19 protein-coding genes are annotated in these 18,587 nt (G+C 65.9%); 14 read left to right on the top strand and 5 right to left on the bottom strand.

Annotation, left to right across the window (positions count from 1 at the left end; translation table 11 throughout):
- The gene (gene rnhA / locus ACFQPG_RS05910; RefSeq protein WP_380810965.1) at positions 1-450 is read left to right on the top strand and encodes a ribonuclease HI; all 450 of its coding nucleotides are present in this window, start codon (positions 1-3) and stop codon (positions 448-450) included.
- Here the strand turns inward: rnhA and ACFQPG_RS05905 are convergent.
- Entirely contained in the window at positions 447-1,613 is a 1,167-nt protein-coding gene (locus ACFQPG_RS05905; RefSeq protein WP_380810963.1) for an NAD(P)/FAD-dependent oxidoreductase, read from the bottom strand. The two genes, rnhA and ACFQPG_RS05905, sit on opposite strands and share 4 nt — an antisense overlap.
- Here ACFQPG_RS05905 and ACFQPG_RS05900 point away from each other — a divergent pair.
- From ACFQPG_RS05900 to ACFQPG_RS05865, 8 genes are all read left to right on the top strand, one after another.
- Positions 1,612-2,097: a prepilin peptidase gene (locus ACFQPG_RS05900; RefSeq protein ID WP_380810961.1), complete on the top strand. Its 486-nt coding sequence runs from the start codon at positions 1,612-1,614 to the stop codon at positions 2,095-2,097. The two genes, ACFQPG_RS05905 and ACFQPG_RS05900, sit on opposite strands and share 2 nt — an antisense overlap.
- Before the next feature lie 46 nt (positions 2,098-2,143).
- Positions 2,144-3,217 (top strand): Flp pilus assembly protein CpaB, encoded by a 1,074-nt coding sequence (gene cpaB / locus ACFQPG_RS05895; RefSeq protein WP_380810959.1) that lies wholly within the window; start codon positions 2,144-2,146, stop codon positions 3,215-3,217.
- Position 3,218: 1 nt separating this feature from the next.
- Complete coding sequence (locus tag ACFQPG_RS05890) at positions 3,219-4,661, top strand: type II and III secretion system protein family protein (RefSeq protein ID WP_380810957.1); 1,443 nt, start codon at positions 3,219-3,221, stop codon at positions 4,659-4,661.
- Positions 4,662-4,687: 26 nt separating this feature from the next.
- Positions 4,688-5,320 carry a CpaD family pilus assembly protein gene (locus ACFQPG_RS05885; protein ID WP_380810955.1) on the top strand — a complete coding sequence of 211 codons (633 nt, stop codon included), beginning with the start codon at positions 4,688-4,690 and terminating at the stop codon, positions 5,318-5,320.
- The gene (locus ACFQPG_RS05880; RefSeq protein ID WP_380810953.1) at positions 5,320-6,582 is read left to right on the top strand and encodes a pilus assembly protein CpaE; all 1,263 of its coding nucleotides are present in this window, start codon (positions 5,320-5,322) and stop codon (positions 6,580-6,582) included. The genes ACFQPG_RS05885 and ACFQPG_RS05880 overlap by 1 nt, the downstream gene beginning before the upstream one ends.
- Positions 6,583-6,653: 71 nt before the next feature.
- Positions 6,654-7,628, top strand: a complete 975-nt coding sequence (locus ACFQPG_RS05875) for a type II secretion system F family protein (RefSeq protein ID WP_380810951.1) — start codon at positions 6,654-6,656, stop codon at positions 7,626-7,628.
- A 13-nt stretch (positions 7,629-7,641) separates the two neighbouring features.
- The gene (locus ACFQPG_RS05870; RefSeq protein WP_380810950.1) at positions 7,642-8,631 is read left to right on the top strand and encodes a type II secretion system F family protein; all 990 of its coding nucleotides are present in this window, start codon (positions 7,642-7,644) and stop codon (positions 8,629-8,631) included.
- A gap of 96 nt (positions 8,632-8,727) precedes the next feature.
- Positions 8,728-9,102: a hypothetical protein gene (locus tag ACFQPG_RS05865; protein WP_380810949.1), complete on the top strand. Its 375-nt coding sequence runs from the start codon at positions 8,728-8,730 to the stop codon at positions 9,100-9,102.
- A gap of 89 nt (positions 9,103-9,191) precedes the next feature.
- Here the strand turns inward: ACFQPG_RS05865 and glyS are convergent, their stop codons facing one another.
- Both glyS and ACFQPG_RS05855 read right to left on the bottom strand, forming a co-directional pair.
- Positions 9,192-11,297, bottom strand: a complete 2,106-nt coding sequence (glyS, locus tag ACFQPG_RS05860; RefSeq protein ID WP_380811727.1) for a glycine--tRNA ligase subunit beta — start codon at positions 11,295-11,297, stop codon at positions 9,192-9,194.
- A 50-nt stretch (positions 11,298-11,347) separates the two neighbouring features.
- Positions 11,348-12,217: a glycine--tRNA ligase subunit alpha gene (locus ACFQPG_RS05855; RefSeq protein ID WP_380810947.1), complete on the bottom strand. Its 870-nt coding sequence runs from the start codon at positions 12,215-12,217 to the stop codon at positions 11,348-11,350.
- Between the two features lie 107 nt (positions 12,218-12,324).
- On the opposite strand from ACFQPG_RS05855, the gene ACFQPG_RS05850 reads away from it, so the two are divergent.
- From ACFQPG_RS05850 to ACFQPG_RS05830, 5 genes are all read left to right on the top strand, one after another.
- Positions 12,325-13,230 carry a TraB/GumN family protein gene (locus ACFQPG_RS05850; RefSeq protein WP_380810945.1) on the top strand — a complete coding sequence of 302 codons (906 nt, stop codon included), beginning with the start codon at positions 12,325-12,327 and terminating at the stop codon, positions 13,228-13,230.
- A gap of 117 nt (positions 13,231-13,347) precedes the next feature.
- Positions 13,348-13,986: a 50S ribosomal protein L25/general stress protein Ctc gene (locus ACFQPG_RS05845; RefSeq protein ID WP_380810943.1), complete on the top strand. Its 639-nt coding sequence runs from the start codon at positions 13,348-13,350 to the stop codon at positions 13,984-13,986.
- 82 nt (positions 13,987-14,068) lie between these two features.
- Positions 14,069-14,644: an aminoacyl-tRNA hydrolase gene (gene pth / locus ACFQPG_RS05840; protein WP_380810941.1), complete on the top strand. Its 576-nt coding sequence runs from the start codon at positions 14,069-14,071 to the stop codon at positions 14,642-14,644.
- 96 nt (positions 14,645-14,740) lie between these two features.
- Positions 14,741-16,186, top strand: coding sequence for a hypothetical protein (locus tag ACFQPG_RS05835; RefSeq protein ID WP_380810939.1), 1,446 nt, complete (start codon positions 14,741-14,743; stop codon positions 16,184-16,186).
- Positions 16,187-16,194: 8 nt separating this feature from the next.
- The gene (locus ACFQPG_RS05830; protein WP_380810937.1) at positions 16,195-16,791 is read left to right on the top strand and encodes a TIGR02466 family protein; all 597 of its coding nucleotides are present in this window, start codon (positions 16,195-16,197) and stop codon (positions 16,789-16,791) included.
- Positions 16,792-16,803: 12 nt separating this feature from the next.
- Here ACFQPG_RS05830 and ACFQPG_RS05825 read toward each other — a convergent pair whose 3' ends face one another.
- Both ACFQPG_RS05825 and ACFQPG_RS05820 read right to left on the bottom strand, forming a co-directional pair.
- Complete coding sequence (locus tag ACFQPG_RS05825) at positions 16,804-17,259, bottom strand: GGDEF domain-containing protein (RefSeq protein WP_380810935.1); 456 nt, start codon at positions 17,257-17,259, stop codon at positions 16,804-16,806.
- A gap of 8 nt (positions 17,260-17,267) precedes the next feature.
- Positions 17,268-18,530 (bottom strand): MASE1 domain-containing protein, encoded by a 1,263-nt coding sequence (locus ACFQPG_RS05820; protein ID WP_380810933.1) that lies wholly within the window; start codon positions 18,528-18,530, stop codon positions 17,268-17,270.
- Positions 18,531-18,587: the final 57 nt, after the last annotated feature.

Genomic DNA, 18,587 nt, shown 5'->3' with positions numbered 1-18,587 from the left:
ATGAGCGAATTGCCGTACGTCGAGATGTTCACCGATGGCGCCTGCCGCGGCAACCCCGGCCCAGGCGGTTGGGGAGCACTGCTGCGCATGGGCGACAAGGAAAAGGAATTATCCGGCGGCGAGCCGCACACCACCAACAACCGGATGGAACTGCTGGCCGCGATCCGCGGGCTGGACGCGCTGACCAGGCCGTGCCGGGTGACGCTCCACACCGACAGCATGTATGTCCGCGACGGGATTACCAAGTGGATCCACGGCTGGACGCGCAACGGGTGGAAGACGTCCGACCGCAAGCCGGTCAAGAACGCCGACCTGTGGCAGGAACTCTGCAAGGCGGCGGAGAGGCACCGGATCGACTGGCGGTGGGTCAAGGGTCATGCCGGCCACCCGGAGAACGATCGCGTTGACGCTCTCGCCTGCGCCGCCGCGGACCAGATGCGGGCGGCCTAGAGCCCGCGAAGCCGATCGGGAGCGAAGTCGGTGGGCTCGATCCCCTCCAACTCAACCGGCAGCGCCTCACCCTGTATCAGGCTTGCACACAGCAATGACGCGGCGGGAGCGGTCTGGATTCCCATCCCGCCCTGCCCCGCACACCAGAAAAAGCCCTCGGCCTCCGGATCGAAGCCGAACAGCATGTGCCGGTCGGGCGCGAAGGTGCGCAGCCCCGCCCACTTGCGCTCCACCGCCTCGACCTTCCAGCCGACCGCCTGTTCGAACCGGTCGATGGCGACTGCCACGTCAATTTCCTCGGGCGCTGCATCGCACGGATCGACCAGCGTTTCGTCGAGCGGGCAGACCCACACGCTCCTGTCGCCCTCGCCCTTGAAATAAAAGCTCTCGTGAAGGTCGGTGACGAACGGCAGGTCCTTCAGTCCTGAACGATCGACGCGCAGCTGGACCACAGTCCGCCGCCGCGGCTCCAGGGCCAGGGGAGCGACCCCGGCGCGCCGCGCGACCGTGTCCGCCCAGGCCCCGGCGGTGTTGACCAGCACCGTTGCGCGGAGTTCGCCAGCCGCCGTTTGCGCGACCCACTCCCCGTTTCCGCGGACAGCCGACACGAACTCAGCGTCCGTGTGGACGATTCCCCCGCTCCGGCGCACCGCTGCCAGGCAAGCCGCGTGAAACGCCGCCACCTCGATGTCGGCGCAGCTCGGCTCCCACCATGCGCCGGTCCAATGCTCTCTTAGCGCCGGAATCAAGCGGTCGAGCTCCTGCCGGTCGATCAAGTTTACCGCATATCCGGGCGGCAGGTCGTCGGCCCCGTCGAATTCGGTTCGCCCCTCCCATGTCAGATGCAGCGCCCCGCGATGCCGCAGCAGCGCGGTGTCCGAGCCTGGCCAACCCGCATCGAACATCGGCTTGGACGCCAGGCTCAGCCGCCGCTCCGCAGTGGCGCCGCCGAGGCTCGCCTGCCAGAAAGCGGCTGAGCGACCAGTCGCATGGCGCCCGCAAAGATCCTCCGCCTCGATGATCGTGACCCGCTTGTGCGCGGCCAGCCGGGCGCCAAGGCTTGCTCCGGCGATGCCCCCGCCGACGATCAGGACGTCCGTTTCCACTGCCATGCCGACGCTGGTTACGGTTTGGAAAGCCGCGCCGTCTAGACGCTGGCGCATGATGAACGCCGGATTCACCCAATTGCTGCCCGACCTGCTGCTTGGCGGCCTTGCCGCGCTGCTGCTGATCGCCGCAGCGATCGACGTTCGCACCTTCACCATCTCCAATCGGCTGAACCTGGTCGTGGCCTCACTGGCCCCCGCTTACTGGTGGGCGTCGGGCCTGCCCTTGTGGCCGGATGCCGCGCTGCAGGTGGCGGTGGCTGTGGGCGTGTTCGTCCTGCTCGCGCTGGCCTTCTACGCCGGAATGATGGGCGGCGGCGACGTGAAGCTCGCAGCCGCGCTGGCCTTGTGGTTTCCGCCAGGAGCCACCGCCAAGTTCCTGATCTGGATGTCGATCGCCGGCGGCGTTGTGACGCTTCTCGCGCTGGTCGCGCACCGCAGCCGCGGGCGGCCGGGCCGTCCCAAGATCCCTTACGGCGTCGCCATCGCATTCGGCGGATGCGCGATTCTCGCCGAACGGTTTCTTAACCATTTTGCCTGATGTCTGTGAACATTGAGGGGACCCTCTCTGGGGAGGCGATTGCGCCATGGATGTGAAGAAGATCGCGCTTCTGGTTGGAGCGTTGCTGGTGGCGGCGGTGACCGCTGTCATGGCAAAGAACATGTTTGCAGGAGCGGGAGCGCCTGAGGCCCAGGCAGCGGCCGTCCCGGTCGGTCCCAAGATCCTGGTGGCGCGCAAGGCCCTGCCGGTGGGCACCATCATCGATGCGGAAAGCCTGACCTACCAATCCTGGCCGCAGGAGCTGGTGCAGAACGCCTACTACCTCGAAGGCAGCCCCGATGGTGACATCAGCAAACTGCTCGGCACGGTCGTTCGCAATGCGGTCACCGCGGGCCAGCCGCTGACCCGCGGCGCCCTGGTCGGTCCCCAGGATCGCGGCTTCCTCGCCGCGGCGCTGGGACCTGGGATGCGTGCGGTCACGGTGCCGGTCACTGCCACCAGCGGCGTTGCCGGCTTCATCTTCCCGGGCGACCGGGTCGACGTGGTCCTGACCCAGCAGGTCGAAGGCGGCGGTGAAGGCCCCGCGCTCAAGGTTTCCGAGACCATCGTCCGCAACATGCGCGTACTTGCCACCGACCAGCGGGTCGACAGCAAGGGCGAGGATGGCAAGACGGAAGTTCGCACTTTCGCCAGCGTGACCATGGAAGCCACCCCGCGCATCGCGGAAAAGATCGCAGTCGCGCAAAGCCTCGGCCAGATTACCCTTTCGCTCCGCTCCATCGCGGACAGCACCGCCGAGCTCGAGCGGGCGGTTGCCTCGGGTCAGATCAAGGTCCCGGCGGGCACCAACCCGGCCGAGGAGCGAAAGATGCTCCTGGCGGTGGCCAACCAGCCGATCGACTCGGGAACGACCTACACCACGGGCGGCGACGTATCCCGGTTCCAGCGGCGGTCCATTCCGGCCAAGTCGGCGGCACGCCCTTCGGGTGACGGCGACGCGATGGCCAAGTTCGGCAACGCGCTCGGCACGATGCTGAGCGGCCGCCCGTCGCAGAGCGGGACCTCGCAGGGCGGATCGGCTTCGTCCGCTCCGGCCGGTCCGGTGGTCCGCGTCGCTCGCGGCAACAACGTCAGCTACGTTCCAGTGGGGGCACGTTAAGATGATCACTCGCAAGAACCGCCAGACGCGGGTGAGCCTCGCTCTCGCCGCCCTGGCCCTCGGCGTCGCCCCGGCGATGCTCGCCAGTCCCGCCGCGGCGCAGCCGATGGCTGCCCGTCCGTCGGAAACGCTCAACCTGTCGCAGGGCACCGGATCGATGGTCCGCCTGTCCTCGCCGATGACCGACCTGTTCGTTGCCAACGACACGATCGCAGACGTCCAGGTCCGCTCGTCGAACCAGTTGTACGTCTTCGGCAAGAGCCGCGGCGAAACCACGGTCTATGCGACCGACAAGTCGGGCCGGGTGGTCTATGCCGCCACCGTCCGCGTCGGAAGCAACCTGGGCTCGGTTGACGAGATGCTGCGGCTGGCGATGCCGGAAGCGCAGATCCAGGCCACCCCGATGAACAACCTCGTGCTGCTCACCGGAACCGTCGCCTCGCCCGAGGACGCCGCCGAAGCACAGCGTCTGGTCCAGGCTTATGTCGGTGACGGCACTCAGATCGTCAGCCGGCTCCGCTCGGCAACGCCGCTGCAGGTCAGCCTCAAGGTGCGCATCGCCGAGGTCAACCGGAGCGTGGTCAAGTCGGTGGGCGTCAATCTGTTCAGCAGCGATCCGACCGGTGGAACCCGGTTCGGTGTCACGCAAGGCGCCGGTGAAGTCGCGACGAGCCCCTTCTCCGTCAAAGGAATCGCTGGCGGAACAACTCTCGGCATTGCCGGGAAGCTGCTTGGCCTCGACATCCTCAGCACCCTCGACCTTGCCGCGCAGGACGGCCTGGTCACGGTCCTCGCAGAGCCCACCCTGACCGCGCTCTCGGGCGAGACTGCCAGCTTCCTGGCCGGCGGCGAATTCCCGGTCCCGATCTCGCAGGCGCTTGGTTCCGTGACCATCGAGTACAAGCAGTATGGCGTGGGCCTCGCGTTCACTCCCATCGTGCTTGCCGACGGCCGCATCTCGATGCGCGTCCGGCCCGAGGTCAGCGAGCTTGCCAACGAAGGCTCGGTTCGCCTGAATGGCTTCGTGGTTCCCGCGATCACCACCCGCCGGGCGGAAACCACGGTGGAGCTTGGCTCGGGCCAGAGCTTCATGATCGCTGGACTGCTGCGCAACGCCAACACGAACGACGTCAGCAAGGCGCCTTTCCTCGGCGACCTGCCGATCCTTGGGGCCCTGTTCCGCTCGACCCGCTTCCGCCGGGCCGAGACGGAGCTGGTGATCATCGTCACGCCCTACCTGGTTCGGCCGGTGTCCGGCCAGCTGGCGCTCCCGACCGATGGCTACCGCGCGCCCAGCGACCCCGAGCTGAACCTGGAAGGTCAGACCTTCAAGGGCGTGAGTGGCCCGCGCCCGACAGCCTCCGCTTCGCCCCGGCCCGGTGTCGCGGTGACCACGGGCGCAAGCACTTCCGCCGCCTCCGTCAACCCCGGCTTCAAGCTGTGATCGCCAGGAAGAGAGAGGATCGCATCATGCGTTCGAAATTTGCCATCGTGCTTCTCGCCTCAACCCTGGCCGCTTGCGGTTACACGGTTCAGGATCAACCCTCACGCGGGATGTCCACGGTCAACGTGCCGGTGATCAGCCGCACTGATTACGCCTTCGACGCATCCGCGCCGGACGGACGTCTCGGCCCGTCGGAAGCGGCGCGCCTGGACGGCTGGTTCCGCGGGATGGAGCTCGGCTACGGCGACACCATCTACGTCGACGGCCCGTATTCGGACGCGGCGCGCGCCGATGTAGCCCGGATCGCTGGACAGTATGGCCTGCTGGTCTCGTCCGCTGCTCCGGTTACGCTCGGAACCGTTCAGCCGGGCACCGTCCGGGTGGTGGTCAGCCGTACGCGGGCCGCGGTGCCCGGCTGCCCGAACTGGTCGGAACCGGCGTCGCCGAACTTTCAGAACCGCATGATGTCGAATTCCGGCTGCGCGCTAAACAGCAATATGGCGGCGATGGTCGCGAACCCGACCGACCTCATCCATGGCCGTGAAGGCACCGGCGTTGTCGATGCCCTGACCGGAGCTAAGGCCATCAACTCGTATCGGGCGGCCCGTCCCACCGGTGAGAACGGCCTCAAGGACATCAGCACCAAGGGAGGCAATTGATGAACGCGCCGTTTCACGCTCGCGCGGGCCTTCGCGATCCGTTCACCGCTTTTGTGTGTGACGACGCCACTGCCGACATGCTCCGCCCGGTTGCGGTCGAGCATGGGTGGAGCCCCGAGAAGGTCAACAAGGGCGGATTGCGCAACGCGGTCCAGTCCCTGTCGGTGTCGGCCTCCCCGAACATCCTGTTCGTGGACCTGACTGAGTCCGGCGATCCGCTGAACGACATCAACGCGTTGGCCGAAGTCTGCGAGCCTGGCACGATCGTGATCGCGGCCGGGGGCGTCAACGACGTCCGGCTGTATCGCGACCTGGTCGCCAGCGGCATCCACGACTATCTGCTCAAGCCGTTCACGGTCGATCAGCTACGCGACACGTTCGCCAACGCCCAGATGATCCTGTCCGGGCCGCGGGGCGAGGCGCAGGTCGAAAAGCCCCATGTCATGGCCACCGTGGTCGGCGTTCGGGGCGGCGTTGGCGCGTCCACCATTGCCACTTCGCTGGCATGGATGCTCGGCGAAAAGGCGCAGCGGACCACCGCGCTGCTCGACCTCGACATCCACTTCGGGACCGGCGCCCTCGCGCTCGACCTGGAACCGGGTCGCGGCCTGACCGACGCGATCGAGAACCCGAGCCGCATCGACGGCCTGTTCATCGAACGGGCCATGGTGCGGGCTAACGAGCGATTGTCCGTCCTCTCGGCAGAGGCCCCGATCAATCAGCCGTTGATCACGGACGGAACCGCCTTCTTCCAGCTTCAGGAGGAGATGCGCAACGCGTTCGAATCCACCGTGCTCGACCTGCCGCGGCAGATGCTGATCCAGTATCCGCACATGGTGCATGATGCGCATGTGGCAGTGGTGGTGTCGGAACTGACCCTTGCCGGGACTCGCGATGCGATCCGCATCCTGGCCTGGCTGAAGTCGAACGCTCCGCAGACCAAGGTCATCGTCGCGGCCAACCGGGTTCCCTCGGGCGGGGCGCTGGAGATCAGCCGCAAGGACTTCGAGCAATCGATCGAGCGGACGGTGGACGTGATCTTCGCCGACGATGGCAAGCTCGCGGCGCAGGCCGCCAAGCTCGGCAAGCCGGTCGCGGAGATAGCCAGCGGAAAGGCTGCCCAGCCCTACCAAACCCTCTGCAACATGGTGTTGAGCCATGCGACGGAGGAAGGCGCTTCGACCGAGCCGAAGGCGGCTTCCGCCAAGTCGCTGATGGGCAACCTCAAGTCGATGCTCGCCAAGCCCAAGCAAGCCGCCTGAGTTGAAGCGGGCGGCTGCAGCGCGGCCGCCCGTTCGCGTCAGCCGGTACGAACAAGGAACGGTGTGAACCCATGTCGATGATGGCAATCATTCTAGGCGCCGGAGTGCTCGGCACTCTGTTCATGCTGTTCATGACCTTCAGCGGGCCATCCTCCAGCAAGGCCAGCAAGCGTCGTCTCGAGCTGATCAAGGAGCGTCACGCCGAGGGAGTTCTGGCCGCTAGCGCCAACGCGCAGATCCGCAAGCTGTTCGCAACCCGCAACAGCAAGGTCGAAAGCCTGGCATCCACCCTGATCCCGAAGCCGGCCCTGCTCCGTCAGCGGCTTGAGCAGACTGGGCGGACCTGGAGCCTCGGTCAGTATATGCTGGTCTCCGGCGGACTGATGATCACGACCGCAGCGCTGATGATGAGCCAGGGCTTGCCGCCAGTGCTGTCCGTGTTCATCAGCCTGTTCGTCGGGGTCGGGCTGCCGCACTTCGTGATCGGCAAGTTGATCGCCCGCCGCGTCGCCAAGTTCACCGCCAACTTTCCAGACGCCATCGAACTGATGGTGCGCGGCCTGCGCTCTGGTCTTCCCATCACGGAGACGTTGGGCATCGTTTCCGGTGAAGTTCCGGGCCCGGTTGGGATTGAGTTTCGGGCGGTCGCGGACAAGATGAAGATTGGCCGCACCATGGAGGCTGCGCTGCAGGAAACCGCGGAGCGGCTGGGCACCGCCGAGTTCCAATTCTTCGTCATCACTCTCGCCATTCAGCGGGAGACCGGCGGCAATCTCGCCGAGACCCTGTCCAACCTCGCCGACGTGCTGCGCAAACGGGCGCAGATGAAGCTCAAGATCAAGGCGATGAGTTCGGAAGGCAAGGCTTCGGCGATGATCGTCGGCGCCCTTCCCTTCATCGTGTTCGGCTTGGTCTACATGATGAACCCCGAATACATGCACGGCTTCTTCGTCGACCAGCGGCTGATTGTCGCGGGTCTGGGCGGCCTCGCCTGGATGGGCATGGGCGTGTTCATCATGTCACGCATGATCAACTTCGAGATCTAGGGCGGCAAGAACCATGAACTCACACCCCACCCTTCTCGGCGTCGATATCATCTGGGTCGCCACCGTGCTGAGTGCAGTCGCTACGCTGGCAGTGCTGACCGCGCTTTACGCCGCGACGACCGTCCGCGATCCGATGGCCCGCCGCGTCAAGGCGCTGAACGAACGCCGCGAGCAGCTCAAGGCCGGCATCGTTGCATCGACCAACAAGCGCAAGAAGCTGACCAACAAGAACCAGGCGGCCGACAAGGTCCGCGGGATCCTGTCCAGCTTCAAGATGCTTCAGGATGACCAGATCCAGAAGACTCAGCTGCGCCTGATGCAGGCCGGCATCCGGGCCAAGGACCTGGCGTTCATCATCATCTTCCTGCGCTTCGTCATGCCGGTCGTGCTCGGCACCGCCGCCATCCTCGCCGTCTACGTGTTCGTCCTTTGGCCCGACTGGGGTGCCTTCAAGAAATATGTGGTTGTCGCCGGCACCCTGTTGCTCAGCTACAAGGCACCCGACCTGTGGCTGAAGAACAAGGTCACCAAGCGCAGCCATGCCATTCGCAAGGGCCTGCCCGACGCGCTCGATTTGCTGGTCATCTGCGCCGAAGCCGGCCTCACAGTGGACGCCGCTTTCAATCGCGTCTCAAAGGAGCTCGGCAAAGCCTATCCGGAACTCGGCGACGAGTTCGGCCTGACCGCGATTGAGCTCGGCTTCCTCAGCGAGCGCCGCCAGGCGTTCGAGAACCTCGCCACGCGCGTGGACCTGGAATCCGTCCGCGGCGTGGTCACCACCATGATCCAGACCGAAAAGTACGGCACGCCGCTCGCCTCGGCGCTGCGTGTTCTGTCGGCGGAATTCCGCAACGAACGGATGATGCGGGCGGAGGAAAAGGCGGCGCGGTTGCCGGCGATCATGACGGTTCCGCTGATCCTGTTCATTCTTCCGACGCTGTTTGTCGTCATCCTCGGGCCGGCGGCCTGCTCGATCAGCGACAGCTTCCTGAAGGGCTCCTGATGGCCTTCCCTGCCGGCGGACATGCGCCGGCAGGGAACCAACCGCCACGCTCCACGTCTTGGTCGTTACGGATACGCGACAAGGGGCGCTTCAATCATGCTGAATTTCACGACCGACCAGTGGATCATCCTGGCGCTGGTTTTCGTGCTCGGCCTGCTGGTCGGGATGTGGATGACCTCGGGCGGCCGCCGCAAGTGGAAGACCCGCTACAACGAGGAACTGGAACAGCGCCGCACGCTCGAGAAGACACACAAGGAGCGCGAAGCGCATTGGGCGGAGCGTGAAAAGGAATGGCGGGAACAGGACAGCGTTCGCACTGCGGCGCTCCGCGACCGCGACACCGCCCGCGGCGACTATGATCGGGACGGCATTCCCGACCGCCGCGAGACTCCGCTGAACCGTGGCGACTACGACCGCGACGGCGTGCCCGACAACCGCGACCGTCGCCCCGACGACGACCGGCGCTACTGAGGCGTCATCGAGAGGAGCGCAGCGAAAGGGCAATCCAGTATTTCATGAAGTAAACTGGATTGCTTTGCTGCGCTCGCAATGGCGATCGATTACCCCTCGATTTTCGAGAAGTCGGCGACCGCGTGAACCGCATCGCGAAAGCGGGCCAGCAGGTTCAGCCGCCGCACCCGGACCTGCGGCTCGGGGTGGTTGACTGTTACCTTGTCGAAGAATGCGTCGATGGGACCACGCAGCGAGGCGAGCGCCTGCATCGCGGAGCGGAAGTCCTCGGCAGCAACGGCCTCCCGGGCGCGTGGCTCGGCCGAAGCCAGCGCAGTCACGAGTGCCTTCTCCTCTTCCGGAGCATCGGCCGGTGCGGATGAGCCCTGCGCCATCTCCGTCAGCGCGCGCGCGATCATCGGCTCCTCGACTAGCGCCAACGGGTCTTCCACGCCAGTCTGCGGAATGGCCGGCTCTCCCGGAGCCGCCATGATCCGCGGCAGATCCCACTTCTCCTTCTTGAGGATGTTCGCCGCCCGCTTGTAGCCGGCGAGAAGGTTGGTGCCGTCCGCGGTCTCGACGAAGCTTTGAAGCGCAGTGACTTGCGTGAGCAGGCGCACAAGGTCGTCTTCCGGGTTTTCGGAGAAAACCGCGTCGACAATGTCGTGACGCACGCCTGCGTCGCGTTGCTGAACCTTTAAACGATCAACAGCGAAGTCCATGAACGCCGTTCCAGCACCAACCACGAACCGATCGAGGTAGGTCTCGAGGAGTCGGTGGAGGGGCAGTCGGAGCGCGTTCTGCAGCGTAATTGCGATCACGCCCAGCATTGCCCGGCGAAGCGCAAACGGGTCCTTTGAGCCGGTCGGCCTCTCATCGATGGCAAAGAACCGGATCAGACTATCCAGCTTATCGGCCAGGGCGACAGCGACCGTTACCGGCTCGGTTGGAACCTCATCGCCCTGTCCGACCGGCTTGTAGTGATCTCGAACTGCATCCGAGATCGCCTTCAATTCGCCTTGCGCCGCCGCGAGGTAACCACCGATGGTGCCTTGCAGTTCGGGGAACTCGCCGACCATGCCGGTGACTAGGTCGGCCTTTGCCAACCGCGCGGCGCGTTCCGCCTGGTCCGGATCGGCGCCTTGGACGACGCCCTCTTCCACCAGCCAGCGCGCCAGCTTCGCCACCCGCTCGACCTTGTCCGCGACCGTACCAAGCTTCTCGTGAAACACGATCTGCTCGAGCTTCTTCGCCTGCTCCTGCAGGGGGACCTTGAGATCCTGCTCCCAGAAGAAGCGCGCATCGCTCAGCCGCGCGGCAAGCACCCGCTCGTTGCCGGCGACGATCGCCGCGCCGCCGTCGTTCGCGTCGATATTCGCCGTGCAGATGAAGGCCGGCGCGAGGCCACCGTCCGCTCCGCGCAGCACGAAATACTTCTGGTTTACCCGCGCGGTCAGCTGGATGACCTCCGGCGGCACATCCAGATAGTCTGGATCGAACCGGCCGAGCAGCGGGACGGGCCACTCGGTCAGCCCAGCATTCTCCGCGACCAATCCCTCGTCCTCGACCAGTTCCAGCCCGGCCGACGAAGCCAGCGCGCGTGGGCCTTCGCGAATGATGTTGGCCCGCTCGTCGTAGTCGACGACGACATGGCAGGCGCGCAGCTTCTCTACATAGTCGTGAGCACCACCGAGAGTGATCGGTCCCGGATGGTGGAAGCGGTGGCCTAGCGTAGCAGCGCCGCTCCGAATTCCGTCAATTGAAACGGGGACGATCTCCTCGCCCAGCAGTGCCACAATTCCGTGCAGCGGACGCACCCACCGGAGCACCGCCATGCTGGACGACGCCTCGCCCCAGCGGATCGACTTGGGCCAGGGAAAGCCGCGAACGATCCGCTCGACCGCCGGCCCGAGCACCGCGGCCGTCCCCTGCCCCGGCCGATCGATGACCGCGAAGAACACGCCGTCACGCTCCACCAGTTGCTCGCGCGTCAGTCCCGTCTTGCGCAGGAAGCCTTCCAGCGCCTGCGGCGGAGCCGACGCCCGCGGACCCCTGATCTCTTCAGACTGGCCTTCGGTCGCCGCTGGCAGCCCGCGCGCGATCAGCGCCAGCCGCCGCGGGGCGGCGAAGGTCGCGATCGCATCCGCAGCAAGGCCCGCCCTGTCCAACTCCTCCGCGAACATCCGCGCCAGGTCATTGCGCGCCTTGGCCTGCATGCGCGCCGGAATCTCCTCCGACCGCAGCTCCAGCAGGAAATCGGCCCGGCTCACGCGGCGTACCCCTTATATTCCATCCACGCCCCGCAGGCGCCCTTCGCAAGGTCGCGCACCCGTCCGATATAGGCCTGACGCTCGGCAACGGAGATCACTCCGCGGGCCTGCAGGGTGTTGAACACATGGCTTGCCTTGATCGCCTGCTCGTACGCCGCGATCGGCAGTTTCGCCTCCAGGCTGTTCTCCGCTTCACTGACGGCCTTGCGGAAGAGGTCAAACAGCGCCTCCGTATCGGCCGTTTCGAAATTCCACGCCGACATCTGCTTTTCATTGTCGAGGAACACGTCGCCGTAGCTCACGCCGTCGCTGTTGAACTTGAGGTCGAAGACATTGTCGACGCCTTGGATGTACATCGCCAGCCGCTCGAGCCCGTAGGTCAGCTCGCCCGCCACTGGCTTGCAGTCGAACCCGCCGACCTGCTGGAAATAGGTGAACTGCGTCACCTCCATCCCATCGCACCAGACTTCCCAGCCGAGCCCCCAGGCGCCAAGCGTCGGGCTCTCCCAATCGTCCTCGACGAAGCGGATGTCGTGCTTGAGCGGGTCGATGCCGATCGCGTCGAGCGAGCCCAGGTACAGCGCCTGCAGGTCCGGCGGGCTCGGCTTCAGCATCACTTGATATTGGTAGTAGTGGCCAAGCCGGTTCGGGTTTTCGCCATAGCGGCCGTCGGTCGGACGGCGGCACGGCTGGACGTAGGCGCACTTCCACGGATCGGGTCCCAGCGCACGCAGCACAGTCGCCGGATGGAACGTGCCCGCCCCCATCTCCATGTCATACGGCTGCAGGATCAAGCAGCCGCGGTCCGACCAGTAGCGGTGCAGGGTCAGGATCAGGTCCTGGAAGCTGAGGGCATGGCTTGTCACGGGCGCGGCCTTACACAGGAGCGGCGCGGGGCGGCAAGGGCGCCGGTGGACAGCGCGCGCGGAGCCCCTACATCTGCTGCTCGGTACGGTGTTCTGGAAGGGTGATCATGGCGTTGAAGTGGCTGAAGCGCGGCCTTGCGGCATTCGGATTGGCGGCGGCTGCCAGCGCCTGCACCACGGCCGACACCACTGCGGCGCAGCAAGGACCGAAGCCGGCGCTGTGGCAGGTCGCCGACCGCGACACGACCGTTTATCTGTTCGGGACGATCCACCTGCTGCCGCAGAACTACAGCTGGCGCAGCCCGAAGTTCGAAGCTGCGGTGCAACGCTCCAACGCGCTGGTTGTCGAGACCCTCGTCGACGAGAAGAACCCGGCCGCCTTGCTCGGCGAGCTGATGCGCCTCGGCCTCAGCTCCAACCTCCCGCCGCTGCTGAACCGCGTTTCACCGGACAAGCGCGCCGCTCTCCAGGCGGCGGTGCAGCGCTCCGGCGTTCCAATGGCGGCGCTCGACCGGATGGAAACCTGGGCAGCGGCCTTCACCCTGATCGGCACGCAATTCCGCTCGCTTGGTCTACAGAGTGATCAAGGGGTCGAAACAGTGCTCCGCCAGGCTTTCACCGCAGCCGGCAAGCCGGTCGACCAGCTGGAAACCAATTCCGAGCAATTGTCCTTCTTCGACACGCTGCCGGCCGACGCCCAGCTTAAGCTGCTGGAGGGCGCGATCGAGCGGCCGGAGGAGGTCCGTCAGCAGTTCGACGGCATGTTGGCCGCCTGGGCGCGGGGTGATGTGAATGCGATTGCCCAGACCTTCAACACCGAGATGGAAGGCTCGCCTGCCCTCGAGGACGCCCTGCTTCGTCGCCGCAACGCCAACTGGGCGGGGTGGATCCAGCGCCGTCTGGCGCAGCCCGGTGCAGTAATGGTCGCTGTCGGCGCCGGCCATTTGGCGGGCGATGCGTCGGTCCAGGCCTTGCTCCAGCAGCGTGGGTTGAAGGTCACCCGCATCCAGTAGGCCGGGCAGCCGCTTGGTTGCCAATCCGCGCCTCGTTCGCTACAGGCGCGCGGCCCCCCATGGTCATCCCTGGAGGCGTGGGGGTCCGCACACACTTGAACCAAAGGAATTTGCGAGATGAGCGAACAGCTGACGCTGACCGCTGAGACGCGCGACCGGGCTGGCAAGGGAGCCTCCCGTGCACTGCGTCGTGAAGGTCGGGTACCCGCCGTCGTTTATGGCGGCAATCAGGAGCCTCTGAGCATCCACGTCGAGGAGAAGCTCCTCGCGAAGGTGCTGAGCACCGGCCACTTCATGAACACGGTGGTGATGATCGACGCCGGTGGCCAGACCACCCGCACCCTGCCGAAGGACGTGCAGTTCCACCCTGTCACCAGCCGCCCGACGCACGTCGACTTTCTGCGCATCAGTGAGCACAGCAAGGTCACGGTCGCCGTTCCGGTTCGCTTCGACGACGAGGACGATAGCCCGGGCATCACCCGCGGCGGCGTTCTCAATGTCGTTCGCCACGAGCTGGAAGTGATCTGCGACGCGGCCAGCATTCCGGACGAGATCCACATCAGCCTGGCGGGCCTGGACGTGGGCGAGAGCCTGCACATTTCGGCCGTCACGCTGCCGCAGGGCGTGGAAAGCGCGATCACCGACCGCGACTTTACCATCGCGACGATCGTCGCCCCGTCCGCGTTGAAGAGCGAAGAAGGCGACACCAGCATCGAAGCCGCCGGCGAAGCAGCCGAGGGCGGCGAGGAAGCCTGACGCTGTCCGAACGGTTGAAAGCGACCGCTCACCTTCGGGTGGGCGGTTTCTTTTTGCCCCGCGTTGAATGCTAGGATCATCGATGCAGATCTGGGCAGGCCTTGGAAATCCAGGCGCGCAATATGCGCTACACCGCCATAATGTCGGCTTCATCGCGGCCGATGCGATCGCCGAAGTGCATGGCTTTGGCCCTTGGCAGAAGAAGTTCCGCAGCCTCGTCGCGGAAGGCCGCGTCGGTCGCCATCGCGTGCTGCTGCTCAAGCCGCAGACCTTCATGAACGATAGCGGCGATGCGGTTCAGCAGGCGCTCCGCTTCTTCAAGGCCGACGTGGACTCGCTGACCGTCTTCCACGACGAGCTCGACCTTGCGCCCTTCAAGGTCAAGGTCCGCGTCGGTGGGGGCCTTGCCGGACATAACGGCCTCCGCTCGATCAACGCAGCGCTAGGGCCAGACTTCCGGCGGGTGCGCATCGGCATCGGGCATCCGGGTCACAAGGACCGCGTCACCCCGCATGTGCTCGGCAACTACGCCAAGTCCGAAATGGAGCCGCTCAGCGACCTGCTCGGCGCAATTGCTGCCGAAGCACCATGGCTCGCAGACGGTGACGATGCCCGGTTCATGAGCGAGATCGCCCGGCGCCTGGCCGACTCCGCTTGAGCGTTCCGGCCTTTCCGCTAGCGTAAGCGCTTCTTAGCTCCTGTGTGGCAGTTTTGCGCGATGGAAGTTGCCGCAACCAGTCTGGAACCCACTATCGTGGATCGCGGGCGCGGCCTGACGCCATTCACGATCGCCGCCCTGTTCGCCTGCATGGCAGTGGCAGTGCAGAGCCTGGCGGTTCCCATCGACGGCGACGTGTCCTGGCTGATCACGGTCGCTGAACGGGTGCTCGGTGGTCAGCGGCTCTACCGCGACATCTTCGAGGTCAATCCCCCCGCTTCCGTCTGGCTGTACATCCCGCCCGTGTGGCTGGCCCAGCTGATCGGAGCTCGCCCTGAGGGAGCCGTGGCGGGAACGGCGATCCTTGCAGCGCTGGTTTCGATCGCCGCCACCATGCGACTGGCAACGCGGCTGGACCGAGCCCCCGATCCGCGCTGGCTGGCAGGCATCGCCGCCTTCCTGCTGCTTCTTTATCCCGGTGGCCTGTTCGCCCAGCGCGAGCATTTCGCGGCGATCCTCGCGCTTCCCGTGGTCACTGGACTGGCGATCTCCGCTCGAGGCAACCGCCTCCCGCTCCGCACCGAGCTGCTACTTGGAGCGGCGGCCGGAGCCATCGCGGTCCTGAAGCCGCATTTGGCACTGGCGGTAGCGCTCCCCGGCAGCTGGGCGGCGTGGCGGTGTCGCTCGCTGCGCCCTTTCCTTCCAGCGCTCAGCGCGGCGGCCCTGGTGCTGCTCGCCTATGCGGCGGCCTTACTGCTCCTCGCCAGGGATTACCTCGGCTACATTCCGGTTCTGCGCGAGACCTACGTGCCGATGCGGGAGAAGTGGTATCTGCTGCTTGCCGGGCCCGTTGTCTTCATCCCCGCCGCCCTGTTTGCATTAGCCTTTGTCCTGCGAGCGCGGCCCTGGCCTTTGCTGGCCGTGGCCTTGTTCCTCGGCTCCGCCGGCTTCGTCCTTGCTGGGGTAATCCAGGGCAAGGGCTACGGCAATCATGGCCTGCCCGGATCCATCCTAGCATTTGCTGCCCTCGCGTGCCTGTGGATGACCGCAAGTGCAGCACCAGAGCGGCGGCGGCTGGTTGCACTCGCCGCAGCGGTGCTTCTCGCCGGGCAGCTGTACGTGACCCACAGCATCTTGCCACGTCCGGGACTTGCGCAAAGCATTCGGCGGGTTGCCCCACCCCGCCCCTCGATGATCACCCTTGGAACCGAACTGGTCACCGGGCATCCCGCCGTTCGCCATGTCGATGGGAGCTGGGCCGGCTCCCGGGCGTCGCTGTTCATCGCCGCCGGGGTGCAGAATGCCCGGCCGGCCGCGCGCTCGCCCGACAAGCGCCGGAAGCTGGAGCAATGGTATCAAGCCGATCTCCGCTCGTTCGCGATCGACGTCGCCCGGAACCGTCCGGACGTGGTCTTGGTCGAGCGGCCGGAGAAACAGTGGATGTTCCGCGAGCCTGTCCTGGCCGGTGCAATGCGGGATTATCGCTTCGCCGAGCAGGCAGGCGAGATCGAGGTATGGATTCGTCGCAACCGCTCGCGCTAGGGCACGGCATGTCCCGGACCCTGTTCGCCACCCGCCTGTACGAAGCCGACCTTGGCGACGACACATTGTGCGCACAACTCGCGCACTCGGTCCGCAGCCTGGCAGCCGATGACGCCGCCGGCCAGAGATGGTGTCGGGAGAAGAACTACCGCGGTTACACCAGCTATGCGTCGTTGAATGATCTGCCCCGGCGCGACCCCGCCTTCGCCGATCTTGCCCGTCATCTGGTGCGTCATTCCGTCCGCTTTGCCGAGGAATGCGCCTTTGACCTGCGCCGCAAGCCGCGGCTCGACAGCCTGTGGGTCAACCTGCTGAAAGGCGGCGGAGCGCATTCGGCGCACGTCCATCCCCACAGCATCATCTCCGGCACCTTGTACCTCGACGTGCCGACGGGAAGCGGTGCTATCCGCTTTGAGGACCCCCGCCTGGCTATGATGATGGCGGCACCGATGCGCCGGTCCGATGCACGGGAAGAGTTGCAGCCGTTCGTGACCGTGCAGCCTCGCCCGGGCTTGCTGCTGCTGTGGGAAAGCTGGCTGCGGCACGAGGTGCTGCCCGGCACCGGGCGCGGCGAGCGGCTGAGCGTCAGCTTCAACTTGGCCTGACACCAAGCGCGATCAGGCGGCCAGTGCCAGCCTGTTTCGTCCAGCCTGCTTGGCCCGATAAAGCGCGGTGTCAGCCGTTCGCATGGCGTCGTCGAGCCCCTCGGGCCCAAGCCGGGCCACGCCGCCGCTGACGGTCACATGAATTGCCTGTCCGGCATTTGCCAGCGGCGCCGCGGCCACCACCCGTCGCAGCCGCTCGCATATGGCAAGCGCCTGGTCGATTGAGGTGTCGGGGAAGAAGATGGCGAACTCCTCTCCACCGACGCGGGCCAGCATGTCGCCTTGCCGGACCACCTGGCGAGCGGCCTGCGCGAAGCCGCGCAGGACCTCGTCGCCGGTCCCATGACCGAAGGTGTCGTTGATGATCTTGAAATGATCAATGTCGAGCAAGGCGATGCAGTCTGCGCCGTTGGCTGCACGCCCTTGCGCGAAAGCGTGAAAGGCGCGGCGATTCGGGAGGCCGGTCAACGAGTCGCTCAGGGCTGCGGCGGACAGCCGGCCCTCGCGGGCCTTCTGATCCGCAATGTCCCGCGACAGCGACAACACGCCCTCGACCGCGCCATGCTCGTCGAGGATCGCGCGCGACTGCGTTTCGAACCAGCGCCGCTCCCCGGACCCGAGCAGCCCAAGTAGCGAAAGCTGACCAATTCACCTTCGAGCACCCGGCGGTGGGCATCCCGGACGCGTTCGACATGTTCGGGCGCGATAAACTCGAGCCCGTTGCGGCGAAGCAGGCGGGCGGGCGAATGCCCTGTCAGATTCCGGATGGACGGGGATATGTAACGGACCCGGCCCTCGACATCGATGTGCATCAGGATGTCGGTCGAGTGTTCGGCGAGCAGCCGAAAGCGTTCCTCGCTCTCGCGCAGCGCGCGAAGCACCCGGCGGCGGTTCTGAAGGTCAGCGGAAACCGGAAGGACGGTCAGGACGGTTGCCGCGAGGTAGAACTGCAGGAACTGCAGCTTGCCGCCGATGCCGCCTGGAACGAGCTGCACCGGACCGAAACCGCTTAAGGTAGCCGCCCCGCCCGCCAGGGCAACCACCACCAGGGCGATGGCTGCCCCTTCCCGTCCACCGCGGAAGGTTGCCAGGATCACGGTTAAAACGGGCAGGAACAGCATCGGCAGCGTGCGTTGACCGAACACTAGAGCGCAAGTGGCGGCCACCAGCAGAAGGACCGCGGCCATTGCCTTCCAGCGATGCTTCAGCACCGCCCAGGTCCGGCCTCGCGCTTGCCGGCCGGCAACCAGCATCGCAATCGGCGTGAAGGTCAGGTTGCCAAGCGAATGGCCGGTGAAAAAATGAAGCAGCGTGCTCCACCCGTTCAGCCCGGCGGCGCTTGTGGCCACCGCCGCCGCAGAAGCGCCGAGCAGCGGAGCGACTAAGCCGACGACCAGGACGAAGCGGAAGAACCAGCCGAGCGACTCCATCGGTTCTCCCGGAGCGCCCAAGCGCCTTAGCAACCAGGCGGCGAGCGCCGCTTCAAACAGGTTGATCGCGGCAAACGGCACCGCCAGCGCCCAGCCGAGACCAACCGAGCCGGTCACGAGAATGCCGACCACGCCGCACACCAACAACGGTTCGGGCCACCGCCGAACGGGGGTTCGCAGCAGCGTGGCGATCAGGACTGCGGTCGCCACCCACAGGAAGGCGACGCCGCCTTCGAACCGGGTCAGCGACACGGCCGCCCAAGCGGCACCGAAGTACGTCAACGCCAGCGCCCACTGCCGCTTGATCAATCTTATCCCCGTCATGACCATCCCATGGCAGGAACAGCGTAACTGCGAACTCGGTCA

Origin of the sequence: Sphingomonas sp. GCM10030256 (assembly GCF_042666415.1) — a bacterium.
GTDB lineage: Bacteria > Pseudomonadota > Alphaproteobacteria > Sphingomonadales > Sphingomonadaceae > Sphingomicrobium.
This window is presented reverse-complemented; position numbering and strand designations above follow the sequence as displayed.